Source organism: Mycobacterium sp. E342 (assembly GCF_001667665.1).
In the GTDB taxonomy this organism is placed as follows: Bacteria; Actinomycetota; Actinomycetes; order Mycobacteriales; family Mycobacteriaceae; genus Mycobacterium.
In genome coordinates this window covers 1-19,523 of the sequence record NZ_LZJM01000004.1, presented here as the reverse complement: position 1 = coordinate 19,523, position 19,523 = coordinate 1, and the positions used below count along the sequence as shown (strand labels likewise).

The following is a 19,523-nucleotide window of genomic DNA, read 5'->3' as shown; positions in this document are numbered from 1 at the left end:
TTGTCTGCCTCACATGGCGCTACACGTTCGCACCCGACAGTGCTGGAACGCTGGTCACCGAGGAGACGTTGGCGCGGATCAAGACCGATGTTCCCGAGGCGTCGGTATGATGGGTGGCGTATATCAGGGCCGCCGTGCAGCGAATATCCGCTGGCCCGGGAGGGGCGCCTAATGCCGCGCCAACGTCTCCTCGGTGACCAGCGTTCCAGCACTGTCGGGTGCGAACGTGTAGCGCCATGTGAGGCAGACAAGTGTTCTTGGCTGCGATCGGGAAGTCCCGTCGGCTGTGAGCGCACCGAGAAGGCGAATACCCGGTAGGGCTCACACTGGGTGATCATGCACGACGTCCAGCAGATGGGTCCTTTTTCGTTGTGCTTGACCCGACCGCGGAACTTCGCACCGGGGTGAGGACCTGTCGCACCCTCGAGCCATTCGGCCCGGATGGTTTCTGGGCTGAATCGTCCGATCTGCCTGACGTCGCTGACTAGCTTCCACATATCTGGGGCTGGCGCGCTTATTCGGATCGTCGCTGACCCCCCAACCCCAAGCCGCATAGCGACTTGATCTGTCCCGGTCAGTTGTATCAGAACAAAACCCGGGGTAGTTCAAGCGGCCATCTCGGCTAGTTCAGGGGAGGCACGGTGATGCTCGTTTGGATTCGCCGCGCCAAATACCTGTCAGGGGCTTTGGTGCAGCGCTTTTACTGCGGTGTCGAGGTCTCGGAGCGCTTGCTGGACAAGCGTGGTCATGGATTTCCGATTTCCGGGTTGCAGCCAACTTTGGAAGGCATCGGCGAGGGCGAGTGCGCCGAAGTTGGCGGCCAGGTTCGCGACAGGCGGTTTTACCCCGCGCGCAACCAGCGCGTCAGCTATCGCCGTTGTCAGGGCGGCGGCTTTGAGCAGGTCTCGCTCTTTGAGTTCGGGATTGGCGTCGATGACGGCTTGACGTTTGGCCACAAGTTCGCGGCGGTCGTCTGTGAAGCCGGCAGCGAACGCGGTCAGTGCGGCCCCGATCGCTTCCATGGGGCCGGCTTCGTCGGGCGCACCGGCGATGGCGTCGGCGAACATGCCGCGGTAGGCATCCTGGCCGCGGAATAGAATCTCGCGTTTGTCGGCGAAGTGACGAAAGAACGTCCGTTTGGTCAATCCCGCGCGCTCAGCGATCTCGACGACCGTGACATCTTCATATCCGCGCTCGGCGAACAATTCCACCGCCGCGGCTCCCAATCGCTGGGCCGCGTTGGGTTCCCACCGACTCATATCCGCATTCTAAAGCGCGAAGACGTAGTGATGACACCAAGTGCCGTACTAATGTAGTGTGATGACACCTGGTGCCGTGCCGCCGGCGCCCGAATACCACCCCTGCGCAGACAGGAACCGGAATGAAAGATCTTCGCGCAGCCTACGGACAGTACGCACTCGTGACCGGGGCGTCCTCAGGCATCGGAGAGCAATTCGCACGCCACCTCAGTGCGGCGGGCGTCAACGTCATCTTGGTGGCGCGCCGCAAAGACCGTCTGGACGCCTTAGCCACCGAGCTCTCCCGAGCACACGGCACGGACAGTGTCGTGCTCGCCCTTGATTTACTTGCTGAGGGCGCAGTGGACGAATTGGCCCATCGGGTCACTGATCTCGACATCGGGTTAGTGGTGGCCAATGCCGGCATCTCTTCTGCAGGGCCACTGGTCAACAGTTCGCTTGCCTACGAACTCAACGTCCTCACCCTTGATGCGGTGGTGCCACTGCAGATGGCCTACGTTTTCGGCAATGCCTTCGTCCGGCGGGGTCGCGGAGCCATCGTATTGGTGGCGTCCAGCCTCGACGCCAGCGCCGTGCCCTACGTGGCCAACTACGCCGCGGCCAAGGCGTACATCTCCTCACTCGGCCAGGCGTTGCACTACGAACTGAAAAAAGACGGCGTCGACGTCCTGGTCCTCTCGCCCGGGATGACGAAGACCGAAATCACCGAAAAATCCTTTGGCCTTGACCCCCAGAAGATCAGCGGCCCAAGAATGACGGCGTCGCAGGTTGCCGAGGTGGCGTTGAACAGCCTGGGCGCGCGGGCGCGCGTCATCCCAGGCGTCACCAACAGCACTGCGGATCTTCTGGTCAAACATCTGATTCCGCGATCCCTGTCGGCCAAGATGTTCGGCTGGCTGCTCGGCGGCGCTCTCACCGAGACCGCGCCGCATGGGCCATGAGGCGGAATAGCCTCTACTGCAGAATATTTCGAGAGGAGTCATCCCTTGCACATTCCCGGCATGCCAGTCGATATCCCTGACGAAATGCTCTCGGCAGTGCTCCGGCCCGAATTCGACACTCTGGCACCGGTCGAAGTCTTCCCCCGGGTAGCGAGTTATTTGGATCGCCCGTACGCCACTCGCATCGGATTTCGGCAACTCACCATGGATCTGCACATCCCGCACCACCCTGTAGCCACACCGGTTCCCGTGATCGTGTACGCACATCCGGGAGGCTTTTTCACCGGCATCAAGCAAATGGGCCCATGGCGATTTCTGCTCGAGGCTGGACTGGCGGTGGCGTCGGTCCAGTACCGGCTGAGCGGCGAGGCCGTCTTTCCTGCCGCGATCCAAGATGTCGCTACGGCCGTGCGCTGGGTACGGACCAACGCGGATCGCTACAGCTTGGATTCTGAGCGCATCGTGGGCTTCGGTTCCAGCGCAGGCGCCTACCTCATCAGCGCCGTTGCGCTTGCCGGAGACAACAGCGACCTGGTGAGCAGCCACGAACCCTACTCGGAAGTGTCCTGCGATCTGACCGCTGTCGTGGAGCACTACGGACCCACCGATTTCCTCAAACACGATGAGGACGCACACCCCGACGCCATCGAACGAATGCACGGTCCCGACAGCACGCTGGCGCGCTTCTTCGGATTCGTGCCATCCAGCCAACCGCAGGTGGTTGAGCGGGGAAACCTGTGCCGCCTGGCACATCCCGGCGCGCCACCTTTCCTGATCGCCCACGGGGACAGGGATCGTCGCGTCGGCATCGAGCAGAGCCGGCGCCTGCATCGCGCACTCACAGCCGTGGGGGTCCGGGCGGACTTGGTGGAGATCGTCGGCGGCGACCACGGGTCTGCTCACTTCAACGCGGCTCCGCTGCATTACAGAACGTTGGCATTCCTCGAATCTGTTCTGGCAATGCCCCTATCCCGTTGACACACGACACCACTAATCGGAGAACTCACATGCCCACGATGAAGCGAATTCAGTACCACCGCTACGGTGGACCGGACGTCATGCGGCTCGAAGGCTTCGAGCCCAGGAAACTCGGCGCCGACGATGTTCTCGTCCGGGTGCGCGCGGCCGCTGCTAACCCGATGGACTTCGGTATCCGAAACGGCGCGATGAAGATGGTGACCGGCCGAACCTTCCCACGTGGGATGGGCTACGACTTCGCCGGCATCGTCGAAGCTGTCGGTGACGACGTGACTCGGCTTCGTGTGGGTGACGAAGTGCTCGGGGGACCGCCGATCAAGTGGTCAGGCGCGTTCGCCGACGTGGTCGTCGCCGAAGAAAAAGGTGTCGTCACGAAGCCCGCCGCCTTGACATTCGAGGCGGCGGCCGCCATTCCCACTGTCGGTCTGACCGCCTACCAAGCCCTGTTCAACGAAGGGAAGCTGCAGCATGGTGAGTCGGTGTTCGTGCACGGAAGCCTTGGGGGAGTGGGCCGCTCGGCGGTACAACTCGCGTTGGCACACGGGGCGGCCGTGGCGGGAAGCTGCCGGGCCGGCTCGGCGGACGAGGCACGCGAGCTCGGTATCGATCCGATCGTCGACTTCGACTTCGATCCCACCGCCCTCACACGCCGATTCGATGTCGTCCTGGACGCCGCCGGCACGTTACCGGTCAGAGATGCCCGAAAGATGTTGACACCCAACGGCCGTATCATCAGCGTCAAGCCGAGTCCAGCGAACATGCTCAGGAGCGCCCTGCCTGGCCCATTCCACGTCGTGATCGCCAAGGCAGTCACAACCGATATCGAGGCGGTCGCGAGAGCCGCCGGCGAAGGGGTGCTGGGGCTACCCATCGCCAAAACGGTGCCACTATCGCAATCAATCTCAGCCCTTACGCAACTCGAACAAAACGGATTCGCCAAGCGGGGCAAGCTCATCATTGTGCCTGGCTGAGCCAGCCGGCTGCCGTTGATTGACAGCGGCGTTGGGAGCAACTCGCCCCCGGGGCTCTCGCATACAAGGACGTTCGGCCCCACAGACTCGTGCCATTGGGCTCCATCAGCGATTTTTGCTGAAGCTTAGTGTCATCCACATACATAGGCGATGCCGCAGGCTCGCCCGGTAATAGGTAGGAGGAGTCGGAATGTCTATTAAGCGACTCGCGACGCAGGTCGCCGGAGGCACGGGGATGGCCGCCGCGATGGCGGCGTTTACTGTGGTACCCGCCCATGCCGCGGACACATGGGTCGCGATTTACTACTCACGGGCGAGCACCGTCGGTAACACCGCCTACGGTTACGCCAACAACGTCCCGACGAAGGAAGCTGCCATGGCAGCCGCAAACGACATGTGCGTCCGGAACGGCGGCACCGAATGCAAAATGGCTGCGGTGAGCAAGAACGGCTGTGCCGCACTCGCCGTCTTGTGGTCTACTAACGGTCGTTGGCACGGCGGGGCCGGCGCGACGATCGAGGAGGCCGAGCAGGACGCCCTTGCGCAGAACAACGGCGGCAGCATTTTTATAGAGAAGTGCTCGACGTAACTGCTGGGCGCTGATCCCCACTAGCCCGAATACCGTTCACTTGAGGAGCGCAGTTTCTGTGTTGAAGAGTGTCGGAAGCGACCTCGGAGACACCCAGTTCGCGGCACACCGCCGCGGTGTCCTTGCCCTCGGCCAAGAGCCGATCGGCCGCCATCAGCTTGCGCACAACCTGCTCCGGGCTATGCCGCTTCCTCGTCGCCATGATCCTGTTGAGCCTTCCCTGCCCACGTCGTGGGCTGCAAGACTCTCATAAGCCATGGATCAACCGAACGGGGTCAGGGCACCTTAGCTAACTATCGCGCCACCTCTCCACGAGAGCAAGGTTTTCGGGGCACAAATATTTGGCAGCGGCATAAACAATAACCCCGGAGTCATGTCCTCTATCTTTCTGTGTCCCATCTAGATATTCCATAACCCCATCCGCGGATCCCGAAACACCGTCAAAGTTATGGTACTCGTCTTTACTCAAGAAATTGCACACGCCATGCCCCAATTTAAGTAGTGTCGCATCACCGGGCAATCTTGTAACCGCAACACGCTTAACTAGAGACAGATAAGCAGCTTCTGTGTCTGCGTGAGAGCGCGCCAACCCCAAACCGAAAAGTGAAGCGCCAATAAATGAGCCAGATAAAACACAGACGAGCATGGCTCTCATTGCGCTTCTCATGAGGCCGCCTTCCCGGCCCTTACAACTGTCGCATTTGACATTCCCGACTCGATTTTCCTCATCATTAACTACTCCATTTCTCGTCGCGCCTTGGAATGCGACGTCTTCTGTCGGCCCTTCCCCGGTGGTGCGGTCGTTCGCCACTGCGACGCACCCCAGCCCGGCTTTTTCGGCAATCAAGCTACAATAGAGTCCGTTCGGCAATTTAAAACACCCTGTAAGCGAGGCGTCGAGGGCTGCTTTACTTGACGGGTAGTTAAACGCCCTATAGGCCCAAATGTGGTGCTCGCATCCGCACCCGTAACCGTAATCGCTGCGTAGCAGTTCGGCAGAAAGCATTCGACAGCATTAGCTGGGGGCGCAGCCAGGAGTAACAGGGTCAGGCTGGTGGTGATAACGCCGGTGATGCCCAGAAACTTGATCATGACATCCTCCCCATTTTTCTCATCGCAATCCCTGCCCGCGATCAGGGGCCGTAGGGCACTATCCCAGCCCAAAGCCCCAACTCACCTGAGCATGGAACTTCCGAACACCAGCAAATACCTGCGAATGACCTCAAAGGAGAGGGCTTTGGTCACACATGCCGAAGTTGCGTGTTCTCCGAGTGGTCCAGTGACAGTCTGACCATTGAGAAGAATTACGTGAGGTTGTTGGAATCGAAAGGGATGTACCGCCCGGATAGCTCGGGGGTAAGGCGGCGGCGCTATACGAACCGGGGGCGCTTGTCGCGGCGGTCTCCACGGAAGGAGGCCATGCAATCTGGCGCAATCGATCATAACCGTTGACCTCGGGGCGATTTGGCCAAATCGACTTGGTGTGGCCGGTGAGGGTCAGTCGTGTCGCCCGTGAAAAGTACTGGCGCACAGCGTGATGACGAACATAGCGAGGTTTACTGGTAACCCTCCATATTCAATTCCAGATATTCCTCCTGCCCGGTGGAATTGGCGGAGTGTACCGTCATGTTGGGAGTTTGAGGGCGGCGTGCAGCGCCCGCATGCAGAGCTCGCGGAGCTGCCGATGAGAGATAACTGGGTTGTCGATCCAGTGGTGGCGGGCAAGCGGCCAGGCGTTGATTGATCTGATGCAATATACAGTGGTTAACTTGACATAATGTCGCTTATCGGCATAACGGGGTACCAGGCCATGCGGATCAAGAGCACTCGAACGTGATCCGGGTAGACATCCGCCGCGGGTAGACATCCGCCGCATGCCCGCCCCGGCGCCGTCCCGTACCGCGAGCCGTCGCTAGTCCGGCATTCATGTCATGCCATCACGCGGCTACGTCCGACTAGGTAGCCTGCTGAGCGCCACCCATGCAATGCAAGCGGCCCAGATTTGACGGTCCGCCGCCGACAGCCCCGATCCATAGCCCCAACCCTCTCCCCGGTCACAGCACCCCAATACGTCACGGTGACGAATTGCTATCGCCCGCTGGGCTATTGGAGATTGCGCCAGTGGATACGGTCAAGCCCTCATGAGCACACACACCGGTACCAGTTCGGGCAAATCCGGATGGAACCTCGTCGCGGGCGCGACAGCTCAACGACCCAGACAAGTCCTCGTTGCAACCACTAACGCGATACGTGGCTCGAGTCCGCCGGCGACGCGTACTGTCCCCGGCCAATCAGCGGCAGCCGCTGGGTAACGCGAAGCCCGGTGCGGTTCTTAGATCAGCGAACTTGGCTGCGAGACAGCGTATTTCGTCACTGTGACGCTTCGGGGCGGCGTGTCCGAACGCTCCCCCGGCGAGCCAATTGCTGGGTCAGTCCGGTCGTTGAGCACCTTGGTCCCTGGAACGCGCGCTTAACGTGCTGAATCCGTCGGCGATCGTTGCAGCCAACTCTAGGAACGCATGCCGGGTTTGTCGGCCGAGCAGGTCGAAATTGATTTCCGAACCTTCGGCTAGATGGTCGTCGAACGGGATGATGTGCAACGCGCGCACACGCGGGACGAAGTGGCTGGCCAGCAGGTCGACATCGAGCCCCGTGGGACCGGGCCGCGATGCACTGAGAACCACGGTCGTCTGCGCCACCAGGTGCGCATAACCGTTTTGCTCGAGCCAGTCGAGCGTTGCCAAGGCGCTGCGCGCCGAGTCGATAGCGGGCGAAGCCACGACCACGATGACATCCGCTTCGTCGAGTACGGCGCTCATAGCCGAGTGCACCAGCCCAGTACCGCAGTCGGTCAAGATGATGTTGTAGAACCTGCGCAGTACGCTGAGCACGCCGCGGTAATCGTTGTCGGAGAAGGCTTCTGAGGTGACTGGATCGCGCTCTGAAGCCAACAGCTCCAGCCTGCTCGACCCCTGCGAGGTGTGACGGCGAATATCGGAATAGCGCACGATGTTCTCGTCGAGGAGCACGTCGCGCACGGTTGAGCGCGTCTCGTTGGGGCCACGCTGCGACAAGGTGCCGAAGTCCGGATTGGCGTCTACCGCGATCACCCGGTCCCCGCGCACGGTGGCCAGAGTGGCACCCAGGCCGATGGCCGTGGTCGTCTTGCCGACCCCGCCCTTCTGGGACAGAACCGCGATGCTGAAGGCCCCCCGCACGGGCTGGTTGATTCGTTCCAGGGTGGCCCGGTGGCGAGCCTGCTCAGCCGATTCACCCGGGTTGATGCCGGTGACCTGATGCAGCTTCTTGCGCCATCCAGCGCGCGGCACCGGGCGGGTCCGGCTAAGCCCCAGTTCGGCGTTGCTGGGCATACGGGCGCGAGGCAGGTCGGGCGAGTTAGCTGCCGCGGTGCTGGTGAACGGCGTCGATGCCCGCGCGGTTTGTGGAACCGGCGGAGGCGGGGTCTGGTCGCCGGCCGAGCGGCCGTTGCCGTCTCGATCGAATTCGTCGGGATGGATCATGGTGACTTTCCGGTCGTTGAGTGAACGGTGAGCAGACCGAGCACCTGCTGCAGTGCCGCTTGCATGTCGGAAAGTTCGATGCGCATCAACAAGGTTTCGTCGAGGTCTTCGACGCTGGCGCCGTGACATTCGGACAGCCGGTATTCGCGTTCGTCCTCGGCGGCCTCGATGACGTTGCGCACGAACCGCGCGTTGCCGACCACGTCGATTCCGCGCCGAAGTCGGCCGGAGGCGTCAGCGGCCTGACGTTGATGCAGGGCACGGCAGGCGGCAACCAGTTCTTCGTAGGCTTGCGGGGACAACTCGGAGTCACGCGATCGTGCGATCGCTCTCCCGATTGCTCCCAGCTCGTCGGGACTGTAGGTGCTGAAGCGGATGCGTTTGGTGAACCGCGACGCCAGGCCCTCATTGGACGCCAGAAACTGGTCGATTTCGTCGTCGTATCCGGCGATGATCACAACCAGCCGGTCACGGTCGTTTTCCATCCGGGCCAGCAGGGTGTCGACAGCTTCACGGCCGAAGGCATCACCGCCGGCCAGCCCAGTTTGAATAAGCGAGTAGGCCTCGTCAATGAACAACACACCGTCCATCGCGGAATCGATGGTCGCGGTGGTCTTGATGGCTGTGCTTCCCAGGTGCTGGCCGACGAAATCATGGCGCGCCGCCTCCACGATGGTCGCGGTCTTCAGAAGGCCCAGCCCGCAGTACGTTTGCGCGACGACGCGCGCAACGGTGGTCTTGCCGGTGCCCGGCGGCCCGGTGAACACCAGGTGCAGGCTGCGCGCGGCGGTGCTAAGCCCTTTGTCACCGCGCACTTTGGCCAGCATCGCCGCCGACTTGAGTTTGGCGACTTGCAGTTTGACTTCCGATAAGCCAATCTGCCGGTCTAGCTGCTGCTGAGCTTCGCGCAGGTAGTCATGGCCGGGGTCGGTGTCGGCGGAACGGCCGGGGTCGGCGGTGGACGGATCCCACCGGTTGGCGCGCGAGTCGATGTCTTCGCTGGTCGTGACGACGAGCCGGAATTTCGGGTCTGCCAGGGCGGAGGCATTCGCCTCAAATGTTGGCTCCTCGCTGTAGATTCGCTCGAAGATGGTGCGGGCCTCGTGTTCGTTCCCCATCTCGCGCAGCGTCAAGCCCTTGCAAAACTCCGCGGCCCGCCGCGCCGCCGGAATCGGCCCATCGATGGCCTGGTCCAGTCGCCGGATCCCTTCGCCGAACAGACCGAGCTGCGCGCACGCCGAGCCGACCATCAAGTGGGCACCTGCCGCCAGGTACTCATCGGTGAAGGCGGCCGAGTCCCTCAGTGCGGTCAGGACGTCGGGCCAGCGTTGAGTGGTGAAGTGCAGCACGCCGCGGATGTAGGCACAGATCGGTTCCGAACCGGGTTCCCTGCCGGGCAGCGCCGCGTGCATCGTTCCCAGCCCGTCGAGCACCCGCTCGGCCTCGTCGTACTCCCGGAAGCTGATCATGCTGGCCGCGTAGGCAAGCCATATCTCGGTCAGGGTGCTCAGTGGATAGTCCAGGAACAGGCCGGTTTCGAATCGGGCCCGCATGGTGCGCGGTGGCAGTCCCAGCCGGCGCTGTTCACGGCCCAACGAGATGGTGCTGCTCCGATAAAGGTGATAGATCACTTCGGCGGTAACCTCGCCGGCGACCGCACGTCCTAACCAGGCATCGCACATGTCGGGGTCGCATTCGGTCGCCCGCTTGAAAGCCAGCGCCGCATAGCGCAAGTCGCGTTGGGTCTCGAGGCCCTCGATCGGGATGCCGAGCGAAAGCACGCCCGCATCAAACGCCCGCTGCGCATCGCTGGTGCCACTCATCGGCGCTGTCGTGTCTCCTCACTGCGCGTCGGGCTCATGCGGAGAAGGCTCGCTCTTGCGATCTGTGCAGTCAAACACCAAGTGGTAACTTACTTTTCACGTTCCGTTTAATGACCATGGGAACGTGACCGGGCTCCGCCAGTGTACTAAATTCAAAGGGGTACCACGCCACCGCGATGTACGGACAGCGGTGTCGTATCAGTTTCCGGGGGGAGGCTTGAGCGTGGCGCAGCAGCCAGTGCGCTCGCTGAGCGGCACGATATGCGTTCGTACCAATGAACGCGGCCTGCCGGTTGCGCTGCACCTCGACGCGGTAGAACTGAACAAGCCGCCCGAACGACTCGCGGCCGAGATCTTCGCGTTGTGTCGGTTGTCGGCGGCGCGGGCCCAGGTCGCGCGGCGGCGAACATTGGCCGAAATGGGTTTCGGTGCAACGGTGATCCGCGAATTGCACCTGGCCAGCGAAAGTGACCTTGCCCGTGCCGAGCAGGAGACCTTCGGCGATACGGAGACGCCTACGGCCGCACGGCGGAGTTCGCTGTGAGCGGGTTGGCCGAAGCAGTCATGGCGAGGCTCGCAGAGCAGCGTGATTTGGTTGCGGCCGTCGACGAACAGATTAAATCGATGTCGGTGCGGGTGACCAGCCGTGACCATAACGTCAGGGTGCGGGTCGACGGATATGGCGCGATGACCGATCTGTGGCTTGGCCCGAGCGCGCACCGGCTTGGGCCCAGTGTGTTGGCCGCGCTCATCGTCGAAACCGCACGCGTCGCGGAGGCTTTGGTGACCGAGCGGTGCAACTACCTGGCGTCCGAGTTGGGCGCCCGTCTAGCACAGCTGCAGCAACAGAAAGTGTCGGATTGATGGGACTTTCCTTTGTGTTGCACCAGAGTTCAAGTTTGCTGACTACCGGAGCCGTTACCGTTTCGTTATATTGCCCTTTGTCCCTTGCCGCACGTGACCACATCAACCGGGAAAGTACCGACACATGAGTGACGTTTTTTCCGCGGCACCCGCCGGAATGGCGGAATTTTCTGCGGTGTCCCAGGCGGCGTCCGAGGCGATTACCGCCGCTGGATCGTCCAATTCCGCGGCCATGCTGTCGGCCGCGGCTGCAGCACTCGGACCAATCGGCGCGACATACCTCGCCGCGTACGGGCCCGCGCAGGCAAGGAATTTGGCCGCCACGTTGCTCGTCGGCGCGGTACATGCCGGCGTCGGGGCGGCCACCGACACGTCCAGGGCCGCCATTGTCGGCGCCGACGGCGGGTAGCCAAGCGCCGATGGTCACGTCTTCGTCGCCAACTGATCCCGCGGGCCGGTTCGCGCCACAGCTCCTCGACTCCGACACAGCAGCGGTTATCGACGCGCAAGAGCAGAATTTGCAGCAATATTTGAATTTGCCAGTCGATCAAATTCTCGCGCGTCTGGGTTTCCCCTCCTTTGCTGACCCGACCGCTACTGGTGGGACGGCACCGTTTGGCGGGGAACCGACGAGCGTGGCGCCGATGGGCCAACAAGCCCCAGCCGCGCCGATCACCCCGATGGATCCGAGCGCGCTGATCCAACCCGTGACGTCGGCGCTGGGAACTTTGGGCAGCGGCGCTTTTCAGGGCTTGGATCCCACCCAGATGCTGGGCGGAATCACCAACGCCTTTCAGTCGACCGGCGGGCCTCTGCAGCAGGCGCTCGGGTCGCTCGGCGGGATGTGGCAAGGCGTTTCGAGCGGCGCTGCCGTCGACAAGACCACCGCCGCGATCGCCAACGGTAAGCAGGTCGCAGCGCAAGCCGATGCGCTGCGCAGCAGCTTGACCACCGCGACGGCCGACGTCGCGCAGGCGCGATCGCGGCTGATCGAGATCATCAGCGAATTTGAATCCACCTTGGCCGCAATCGGACCCAATATCGTTTTCCCTTGGGGGTGGGCGGCCGCTATTGCCGCGGCCAACCATGCGATTACGTCGACAGCCGAGGTGATGACCCAACTTCAGGCTTCGTTGAGCGCCGAGGCCGCCAAGGTGACCGCCGTCGGAGCGCCGGTCACCGTGACGGCTGCCCCGCAAGTCGCTGCGGCCGGATCCGCCGGGACAGCCGCAGCGGGAACGGCGGCCGCGGCCGGCTCGGCCGGTGGCGGGACCAGCGGACTGGCGTCGTCATTGATGTCTGCAGCCCCGCAGGCGCTGTCGTACGGGGCCAGCTCGCTGAGCCAGGGTCTGCAATCGGTGATGCAGGCGGGCAACGCGGCACGCGGCCCGGGGAGTCTGGCTGCCGCTCCGCTGACTGACGCCGCGGCCACCGCGATACATGGAAGCGCCAGGGGCGCAGCGGGTGCCGCCGGTCATGTCGCGGGAGGCGCCGGCGGCGCGGCCACTGCGGCGGCGCGGTCGATCCCCACATCGGCGATGGTGCAGCCACCCAGCGGTACCGCTGCCGTCGAGACAGCAGGAGCGCGGCCCGCGTCGGCAGCGGGGGCGCCCGGCGCGGGCGTGATGGGCGGCGGCAGCCCGATGGCGCCCGGTGGGGCGCGACTCGGTGCTGGGAGCAGCCATACCTCACCGCCGTTTTTGCACACCACGGACCAAGGCGGCGAGATCGTCGGGGACCTGGGAACCGCCGCGCCCGCCGTTATCGGACAATCCGACCCCAATGAGCCACCCGACGTGGCATTGCGAATCTAGGGGCCGCGGCCGTCGAACTGTCGAAACTGCCGATGCACTGGGGAGGAGAACGAAGTGAGTGATAATGCAGCCCTGTCGATTCGGCCCTCGGAGGTGGCCGAAGTTAGCAGCCAACTCGCGACGCTGGCTGATCGGATCGAGCGGGTGATCGCCGACGAGACGGCCAACCTCACTGTGATCGCATCGGGTCGCGACGAGGTATCCGAGCGTGTCGCAGCCACTCTCAACGATGTATACCGGTCGTTTGCGGCCGCCGCCGGCCAGGGTGCCGGCCAGTTGCACGACGTAGGTGCGACCCTACGCGCGCAGTCGGGCAGCATCGCGACCTTCGATGGGGACGCGATCACCTAGCCGATTTCGCCCGGGGGAATTGGACGCGCTATTCGGGAAAGGGAGGTCCGGGCGTGGGTTTCACGGATGTGGTGTGGCAATCGCGCAGCACAGAGCAGCTTGCCCGCGACCTCACTGATGGCCCAGGACCGGCTCCGGTGGGCGAAGCCGGCGCCTCATGGGAGCGGGTGGCCAGAGAACTCGCCGGTGTGTCAACCGATTTCGACAAGCTGGTCGACCGGCTGCGTGACGCGTGGACCAGCCAGGCCTCTACTGCGGCGGTAGGGCGCCTAGAGGAATTCGGACGGTGGCTGCAAGCACTGGCCCTCAGCGCCGCCACCAACGGCCAGCGCGCCGAAAAAGCCGCCATGGCCACCACCGAAGCTTGGCTGGCGATGCCCAGCGTCCCCGAAGCGCTACAGGCCAAAGCCACGCACGACATGATGGCCTCATTGGCCGCCTATAGCGGTGCGGTACTCACCGGTCGGTTCGCCGAACTCGACGAGGCGGCGACCACAAGCCAGGCCGACGCCGCCGCAGTGATGGCTCACTACGAAGACGCGGTCTCGGATCTGGCCCAACCGTGGGATCAGGCCTCCCCGCCGCAGGTCTCGCGCAACGGCCCGGCACCGGCCGAGCACGCCCAGGATCGGTCGTCCGGGGCCGGCGGGCGTGGTTCGCCAACCACCGTTTCGGCCCCGCCGCTGGCGCCGATGCTGGCCACCGGCATCGCGCCGACCGCCCAGCCAAAGCCTCTACACCAGAACGGGTTTGCTGCAACGGGCGCGGCCGGCACCGGAGGCACCGCGGCAGGCGCCGGCTATGGCCCCATTGCCGCACTGGGAAGAGCCGACCAGAATCGCGAGTACGAGTCGAGTCAGGCGGGCGAGCCACTCGACGGCGCTGGCGAACCCGGTGCGGGCCTGGGCTACTCGGAGCAGCCCTGGTGGCAGGCCGGCGCATCGAACGAGTCGCAATTGGCCTCCAGCGTCAGCTGGGTGCCCGATACCTCGGTGTTCGACCAACTGGCGGTCCCAGAGGGACCACCACCTGACACGGTGGCCGACGAGCCGGTGGCAGCGCGCATGTTCGATGGCGGCGCGTCCACCCCCGTGATTGGCGTTGACCGAGAGCTACGCCTGTGATCGCCTCGCTGCGCGCGCATCTGCAACTCAGCGATGACGAGCTGATGGTGCTGGCCTCGCGTGCGGGCGTTCAGACGTTGCCCGTAGTGCTCGGTGTGCGGCCTCGCCACGGCACCGCATCCGAGTTGGCAGCGGCGACGCAGGCCGCTACCGCCGCACTCATTGACCGGGAACTGCTTTTCGATGATGCGGTGGCGGACGAATTGGTCGGCCCGCTGTGGGCGCTGGAACGGCCCGATCGGGAGCTGGCGATGCGCTTGGTCACCCCGGAGGGCACCGCGCGCGTGACAGTGGTGCGTCGGGGGAAGCTGTGGGTATGGGCGCGGCGCGTGGGCAACGTCGTCGCCTTGCATCTCGGTACGGGCAGGCCGGTGTTGACGGAGGCGATCAAGCCGCTGCTGCACCACTTGCCCGCCGCTCCCCCGGCCGACGTTGCCGCGTTCGGCGCTCCGCTGCACGCGGTCAGCGACGCCCTGACCGGCACCCATGACGCGGCCCGGTTGGCCGACCAGCTGGCCGCGATAGGCGCGCCGGCGCGCACTGCGATGATGTTCGGCTCAGCACTGGGTTCGCGGCTGGCCTTCGCCGAGATCGTCTGTTACGCACTGAGCTTCGAGGCGGACCGGCTGCTGCGCGGTCCTGCCCCAGTCGGCGTCTTCTGCACCAGGCGTGGCCGCATCGTGGCCGCACCCAGTGTCTCACCAAGCGGCCAGTTGTGGACCACACTCAAAGGTGGTTCCGACAACGCAATCAAGCAGGCACTCAGCCAGCTTGTCGAAATTTCGGCTGAGGGGTGGGAGGAGGACTGACAGCAGCAGACAAGCGCCGCAGCATTGCCCCAAGACAGGACCGACATCTCAGAGATCTCAGGAGAGAGCTATGACCACCAGCCTGACGCCACAGGAGGCCGAGGCCAAGATCGCCCAAGTCGACCAGGCCATGCAGAATGCCAGGGCCTTGGCCAACAACATCCTTGACCGCACCCAAACCATGACCGCCAGTTCCTGGCTGGGTCACAAGGCACAGAGTTTCGGCAACATCATGCAAAACCACCACGAGGACTTCACCGCGGTCATCAACGCCTTGACCCAGGTCGCCGAGACGGGCAAGGCCAACATGCGCACCTTCGCCAACCTCGACGCCGAGTAGCAAGCTCTAAACGAAAGGACTTGAGCATGGACACGATTCGCTACGACTACGGATCCAACTACGACCACTTGGACGCCATTCAATCCAACGTCAACGACGCGCAGGCGTTGCGCGAAGAAGTGGAGAAGGTCTTCAGCGTGCTGTCCTCGGTGTATGAAGGCCAAGCCGCCGACGCGCTGCAACAAAAGCATCAGCAGGTTTCGACGCTGATGGACAACGTGATCAACGACATCACCGCAACCCGCGCCGGCGGTGCCCAGCAGCAGGAAGACACGCGGGCGCTCGACGCGCACCTGGCCGGCAATTTCTGAGCAATCGGCCCGCCGATGTGCCGGGTCCCGTGCCACGCGCGGACCCGGCACACCTGCGATGAAATGTCGGAGAGGCCGCGACGGTTCGCTTTTCGACGGTTAGCTTTACTTGGCGGGGATGATGGTCCCGCCGTTCATGCCGGTGTCGAACTGGTATTCCCATTGGCCCACATCGATTCCGTACCGGGAATACAGCTGTTTGGTTATCTCCGCTTGCGCACTGAGGTTGCTGACCTGGATGGTCGGGTTGCCGTTGTCGTCGTGGCGGTATGGCGCGAACGCTGGATCGTTGACGATCGATGGATCCTTCGTCACCAGGCCGTTGACGATGCTTTGCACCGTGGTATTGGTGTCGAGTTGGTTGGCCGCGTGCTCGTTGGGGATGGCATTGCTCGGGTTTTGCACCGCGTTTTGATTGACGATGCCCACGACGTCAGGCTTGATCGCGGGACCTGCGACGTCGATCAGGCTCTTGATCACCGGGCCCGCTTCGGGAATGTAATTGAGAACTGCGCCGGCGGCTTTGTAGGCCGTGTCGTAGCTGGCGCCGTTGACCGCGGCTTGCCATTGAGCCTTATAGACATCGCCTTGGTTGAGGGCGGTTTCGGCCGACTGCGTGCCGACTTCGAGTGCGTGCTGCATCTGGCCTGCGGTCTGAGCGTACGTGTAGGGCGCGTGGCCGCTGCCGTATGCGGTCGCCAGAGCGTTTTCCTGCCCGAAGGTAGCGATGGCGGCATTCACGCCGGCGGTGGGATTGGTGGCGAGCACCGAGTACATGTTGGCCAACTGACCGGAGTTGGCGAAATGACTGACGCCCGGTATCGACTCGGAACCGGCGAATGTGCTGTAGTACGGCGCCAGGTCGCTCGCCAGGTTGATCATCAAGTCGGGGTTGCGCTGCCCGACGGCCGTTCCAGGATCCCCGGACAGGTGCAGCAGCTCGTTGGAGTGGTTCGACATGTACTGGGCCACGGTCTGCGCGATCTGGCCGGACTCCGCCGCGCGCACTTCCGATGGGCGGTCGCCGGGGACGGCCACCGCGTCTTGAGAGCTGATGTTGAACAGCTGCGAAACCGTCTTACCGTGATCGCTCCATTGATGGTTGAATACGTCCGACAACAGGGTCTGACCGTTCGGCCCGGTCAGCTCCGAGGAAACGGCCGCTTTGTCATTGGCGACGGCAGAAAACATCTGTTCGGTCATCGGCGCGTTGGGCTCTTGGCCGCGCCCGTCGACGAAATACAAGGCTTGCTTGTCATTTTCGGCGGCAACCTGACCGCGCAGGTACTGTTGCGCCGCGTTGAGGACGCCCTTGTCCAGACCGCTCCCGTGTTTGAGCCCGGGGCTGGCCATGGCCGCAATGGCCGCGTTGGCTTGGTTCGCCGCGACGCCGTTGAGGTTGATGGTGTTGTAACCGTAACCACCAACGAGGGAAAATCCCTCGGTCATCAAGTCGCCACGGTTGAGCGCGTCGTACATCTGGTGCGGCAGCAGATTCGTGGCACCGTGGGCGGGGATCGTGCTGTCGCCGGTGACGCTGGCGCTCACGCTGTTGGTGGACAGCAGTTGCAGCGCGTTAGCGACGCCTTGTCGCGCCTCGGCCGGCATCTCGTTGAGGATGGTCTCGATCTGTTGCGGCGACTTGCCGTCCAATGAGCGGGCCAGCGCGTTGATGTATTGCATCTGCGAGGCCGGGATGTCCACGGTGGCACCGGATTGCAGCGCGGTCAGTTGCGCCGGGGTGAGAAGTCCCGCTGCGGTGAGCCGCTGAATCTCGTCGGCGCTGAGATGCCTGGGATCGTTGAGCAGTTGGTTACCGTCGCTGGTGCCTTGACCGGTACCGAGGGTGGCGGGCTGGATGAACGCGACCTGCAGGTCCAGGCGCGCGGCGTTGAGCGCGTCTTTGACTTGGGTGTCGGCCTGTTCGGTTGCGTCGGCGGCGCTGGTGATCTGGATCTGCCACTGTTCCTGAGCGGCCAGATCGGCACTGGTGGTGAGGTCGGCTTTGGAGACCACCAAGTTCTCCGAGACGGTGAAGCCGGCCTGTTGAGCGCCCGCGATCGCGTTGCGCGCCCGCTGCAATGGCGCATCGATCTGGTGGAAGCCGTCGGTGGCGATCTTCGCGACGCGATCGAGATGATCGACCACGCGGGCGGCGGCCTGTCGATCGGATTCCGCACGGGTCATCGCGGCGTCTGCGGCCACCCCCTGCCAGTGGCCACCGTTGACGTTGGCGACCGCGGATTTGTATCGGCCAAACAGGCTGTCGATCTTCGTGCCCATCGCCGTCCAGGCGTCGCCAATCGCGGTCAGCGTCGCCGGATTCCACGCCTCGATCTGGGTTTTGGTCAGGCTCACTTGGCCACCGCGGGAACGCTCCAGTCACCGGTGGCATTGGTGTAGGTGGTCATCACGGTCTTCTCGCTGACGTTGCTGTTGTCAGCCTTGCGGTATTGATTGGCCACGTCGACCATGATCTTCCCGGTCTCCGACAGTCGCTGCTTGACGGCGCTGACGAGCACGGAATCGATCAGGTCGTGAGCGATGCTGGAGGCTTCGGTGACCGCGGGCTCCATGCCCCCCGGCACCGACAGGTACGGGCCCGCTGCGGGCCCCGTGCGTAAAGCCCCGGCCTCGTTGGCCAGTCCCTGCAATACCGGCCCGAGTCCGGCTAGTCGATCCAGGTCGACGAGCAGCGTCATCGCACTCCCCCAGTTAGCCCTGTGACGCGCGCAGATTACTCGCGGTCAACGATTTGAGTGACCCCGTACTGCCGGTTAATTCTATGGCGGGGCCGGCCGGCCGGCCGCGCACCGCGGCATTGTTCGCCGAGAATTCGAATTGCGGCAGGGCGGCGTTGTCCGCGGATAGCTGCTCCGGTTTACGTTGCAGCACAAAGGGTTCGAACACATGTCGCGAAGCACCGTCCGTGGCCGCTGCGGTACGGGCCTAGTGGACTAGGGGCGGGATCTGTGCACCCGCGGGAAGGTCTGCGACACCGCACCGGCCAACTGCAGGTAGGCCTCGAACGTGGCGGGTTTGAGCAACTCGACGTCGATGTCCGCGCCCTCGGCCAAGTGCGGGTCGAACGGGATCAGATGGATGGATCGACACCGGGACGCGAAGTGCTCGTAGACCTTGTCGAGCTTCAGAGCGGCTGATCCCGGGCGGGATGCGGAGAGCACCACGTGCGCGTCGCGTACCAGCGCCGAATGTCCGTGTTGCATCAACCAATCGAGTGTCGCCGAGGCGCTGCGGGCGGCATCGATGGCCGGCGAACTGACCAGCACGATGCAGTGGGCGAGATCCAGTACGCCTGCCATCGCCGAATGCATGATGCCGGTGCCGCAGTCGGTGAGGATGATGTTGTAGTAGTTGCGCAGGATGTCGATGGTGTGCCGGTAGTCTGCTTCGCCGAACACCTCCGACACCGCGGGTTCTTGTTCGCTGGCCAGCACCTCGAGTCGGCTGCCCGCCATTCGGGTATGACCCCGGACGTCGGCGTAGCGAGTTATGTTGGGATCGTTCAGCAGATCGCGCACCGAGGAGTTGGTCGAGGCGTCGCGGACCCGCTCGGCCAGAGTGCCGCGGTCGGGGTTGGCGTCGACGGCGATGACCCGGTCTTGGCGCATCAGCGCAAGCGCCGATCCGAGTCCCAGCGTGGTGGTGGTTTTGCCGACGCCGCCCTTGATCGATAGGACCGCGATGCGGCAGTCCCCAACGATGGGCTGGCGGATCATGGCCAGCAGATCTTGACGTTCGCGCTCTTTGCGGGACTGGCCGGGGTTGATGCGTCCGCCGGTGGCCCGGTGCACCAGTCGGCGCCAG

The 19,523-nt window shown here is 63.7% G+C and carries 20 protein-coding genes and 2 pseudogenes; 13 read left to right on the top strand and 9 right to left on the bottom strand.

The features are described 5' to 3' along the window. On the bottom strand, window positions 1-497 hold a 497-nt coding region (locus tag A5692_RS28735; RefSeq protein WP_231984125.1), incomplete at its 3' end, for an SRPBCC family protein. A 180-nt stretch (window positions 498-677) separates the two neighbouring features. Further along, a complete protein-coding gene (locus A5692_RS00245) occupies window positions 678-1,211 on the bottom strand; it encodes a TetR/AcrR family transcriptional regulator (protein WP_231984124.1) in 534 nt (177 codons plus the stop codon). Between the two features lie 170 nt (window positions 1,212-1,381). On the opposite strand from A5692_RS00245, the gene A5692_RS00240 reads away from it, so the two are divergent. The 4 genes from A5692_RS00240 to A5692_RS00225 all read left to right on the top strand — a co-directional run bounded on the left by A5692_RS00240 (window position 1,382) and on the right by A5692_RS00225 (window position 4,738). Continuing rightward, window positions 1,382-2,200: an SDR family oxidoreductase gene (locus tag A5692_RS00240; RefSeq protein ID WP_068050924.1), complete on the top strand. Its 819-nt coding sequence runs from the start codon at window positions 1,382-1,384 to the stop codon at window positions 2,198-2,200. A 45-nt stretch (window positions 2,201-2,245) separates the two neighbouring features. Then, entirely contained in the window at window positions 2,246-3,178 is a 933-nt protein-coding gene (locus A5692_RS00235; protein WP_156765850.1) for an alpha/beta hydrolase, read from the top strand. Between the two features lie 29 nt (window positions 3,179-3,207). Then, window positions 3,208-4,149: an NADP-dependent oxidoreductase gene (locus A5692_RS00230; protein ID WP_068050921.1), complete on the top strand. Its 942-nt coding sequence runs from the start codon at window positions 3,208-3,210 to the stop codon at window positions 4,147-4,149. Between the two features lie 235 nt (window positions 4,150-4,384). Then, window positions 4,385-4,738, top strand: a complete 354-nt coding sequence (locus A5692_RS00225) for a DUF4189 domain-containing protein (protein ID WP_197514294.1) — start codon at window positions 4,385-4,387, stop codon at window positions 4,736-4,738. Window positions 4,739-4,820: 82 nt separating this feature from the next. Here the strand turns inward: A5692_RS00225 and A5692_RS28730 are convergent. The 4 genes and pseudogenes from A5692_RS28730 to eccA all read right to left on the bottom strand — a co-directional run. Beyond that, window positions 4,821-4,940: pseudogene (locus A5692_RS28730) on the bottom strand (IS3 family transposase); the annotation flags it as partial. 87 nt (window positions 4,941-5,027) lie between these two features. After that, window positions 5,028-5,384, bottom strand: a complete 357-nt coding sequence (locus A5692_RS30295; protein ID WP_369804365.1) for a DUF732 domain-containing protein — start codon at window positions 5,382-5,384, stop codon at window positions 5,028-5,030. Between the two features lie 1,783 nt (window positions 5,385-7,167). Beyond that, a pseudogene (locus tag A5692_RS00220) lies at window positions 7,168-8,193 on the bottom strand (MinD/ParA family protein); the annotation flags it as partial. A 62-nt stretch (window positions 8,194-8,255) separates the two neighbouring features. Continuing rightward, window positions 8,256-10,082 carry a type VII secretion AAA-ATPase EccA gene (gene eccA, locus A5692_RS00215; RefSeq protein ID WP_068050917.1) on the bottom strand — a complete coding sequence of 609 codons (1,827 nt, stop codon included), beginning with the start codon at window positions 10,080-10,082 and terminating at the stop codon, window positions 8,256-8,258. 223 nt (window positions 10,083-10,305) lie between these two features. On the opposite strand from eccA, the gene A5692_RS00210 reads away from it, so the two are divergent. The 9 genes from A5692_RS00210 (at window position 10,306) to A5692_RS00170 (ending at window position 15,695) form a co-directional block, all read left to right on the top strand. Beyond that, the gene (locus A5692_RS00210) at window positions 10,306-10,626 is read left to right on the top strand and encodes a hypothetical protein (protein WP_231984126.1); all 321 of its coding nucleotides are present in this window, start codon (window positions 10,306-10,308) and stop codon (window positions 10,624-10,626) included. Window positions 10,627-10,646: 20 nt separating this feature from the next. Then, entirely contained in the window at window positions 10,647-10,946 is a 300-nt protein-coding gene (locus tag A5692_RS00205; RefSeq protein WP_231984123.1) for a YbaB/EbfC family nucleoid-associated protein, read from the top strand. Window positions 10,947-11,070: 124 nt separating this feature from the next. Continuing rightward, complete coding sequence (locus A5692_RS00200; RefSeq protein WP_068050915.1) at window positions 11,071-11,355, top strand: hypothetical protein; 285 nt, start codon at window positions 11,071-11,073, stop codon at window positions 11,353-11,355. Between the two features lie 235 nt (window positions 11,356-11,590). Beyond that, window positions 11,591-12,760 (top strand): hypothetical protein, encoded by a 1,170-nt coding sequence (locus A5692_RS00195; RefSeq protein ID WP_068050913.1) that lies wholly within the window; start codon window positions 11,591-11,593, stop codon window positions 12,758-12,760. Between the two features lie 54 nt (window positions 12,761-12,814). Further along, complete coding sequence (locus A5692_RS00190) at window positions 12,815-13,111, top strand: PE domain-containing protein (protein ID WP_082962291.1); 297 nt, start codon at window positions 12,815-12,817, stop codon at window positions 13,109-13,111. Between the two features lie 53 nt (window positions 13,112-13,164). Beyond that, window positions 13,165-14,235: a PPE domain-containing protein gene (locus A5692_RS00185; protein WP_068050909.1), complete on the top strand. Its 1,071-nt coding sequence runs from the start codon at window positions 13,165-13,167 to the stop codon at window positions 14,233-14,235. Further along, complete coding sequence (locus A5692_RS00180; protein WP_068050907.1) at window positions 14,232-15,044, top strand: ESX secretion-associated protein EspG; 813 nt, start codon at window positions 14,232-14,234, stop codon at window positions 15,042-15,044. The genes A5692_RS00185 and A5692_RS00180 overlap by 4 nt, the downstream gene beginning before the upstream one ends. A 70-nt stretch (window positions 15,045-15,114) precedes the next feature. Continuing rightward, a complete protein-coding gene (locus A5692_RS00175; RefSeq protein WP_068050905.1) occupies window positions 15,115-15,384 on the top strand; it encodes a WXG100 family type VII secretion target in 270 nt (89 codons plus the stop codon). 26 nt (window positions 15,385-15,410) lie between these two features. Next, window positions 15,411-15,695 (top strand): hypothetical protein, encoded by a 285-nt coding sequence (locus A5692_RS00170; protein ID WP_068050903.1) that lies wholly within the window; start codon window positions 15,411-15,413, stop codon window positions 15,693-15,695. 105 nt (window positions 15,696-15,800) lie between these two features. On the opposite strand, the gene A5692_RS00165 is transcribed toward A5692_RS00170, so the two are convergent. From A5692_RS00165 to A5692_RS00150, 3 genes are all read right to left on the bottom strand, one after another. Next, complete coding sequence (locus A5692_RS00165; protein WP_068050900.1) at window positions 15,801-18,053, bottom strand: hypothetical protein; 2,253 nt, start codon at window positions 18,051-18,053, stop codon at window positions 15,801-15,803. Beyond that, window positions 18,050-18,397, bottom strand: a complete 348-nt coding sequence (locus A5692_RS00160; protein ID WP_068050898.1) for a hypothetical protein — start codon at window positions 18,395-18,397, stop codon at window positions 18,050-18,052. Before A5692_RS00160 ends, A5692_RS00165 begins: the two co-directional genes overlap by 4 nt. Before the next feature lie 255 nt (window positions 18,398-18,652). Further along, the coding region (locus A5692_RS00150; protein ID WP_156765848.1) for a MinD/ParA family protein at window positions 18,653-19,523 on the bottom strand (871 nt) is incomplete at its 5' end.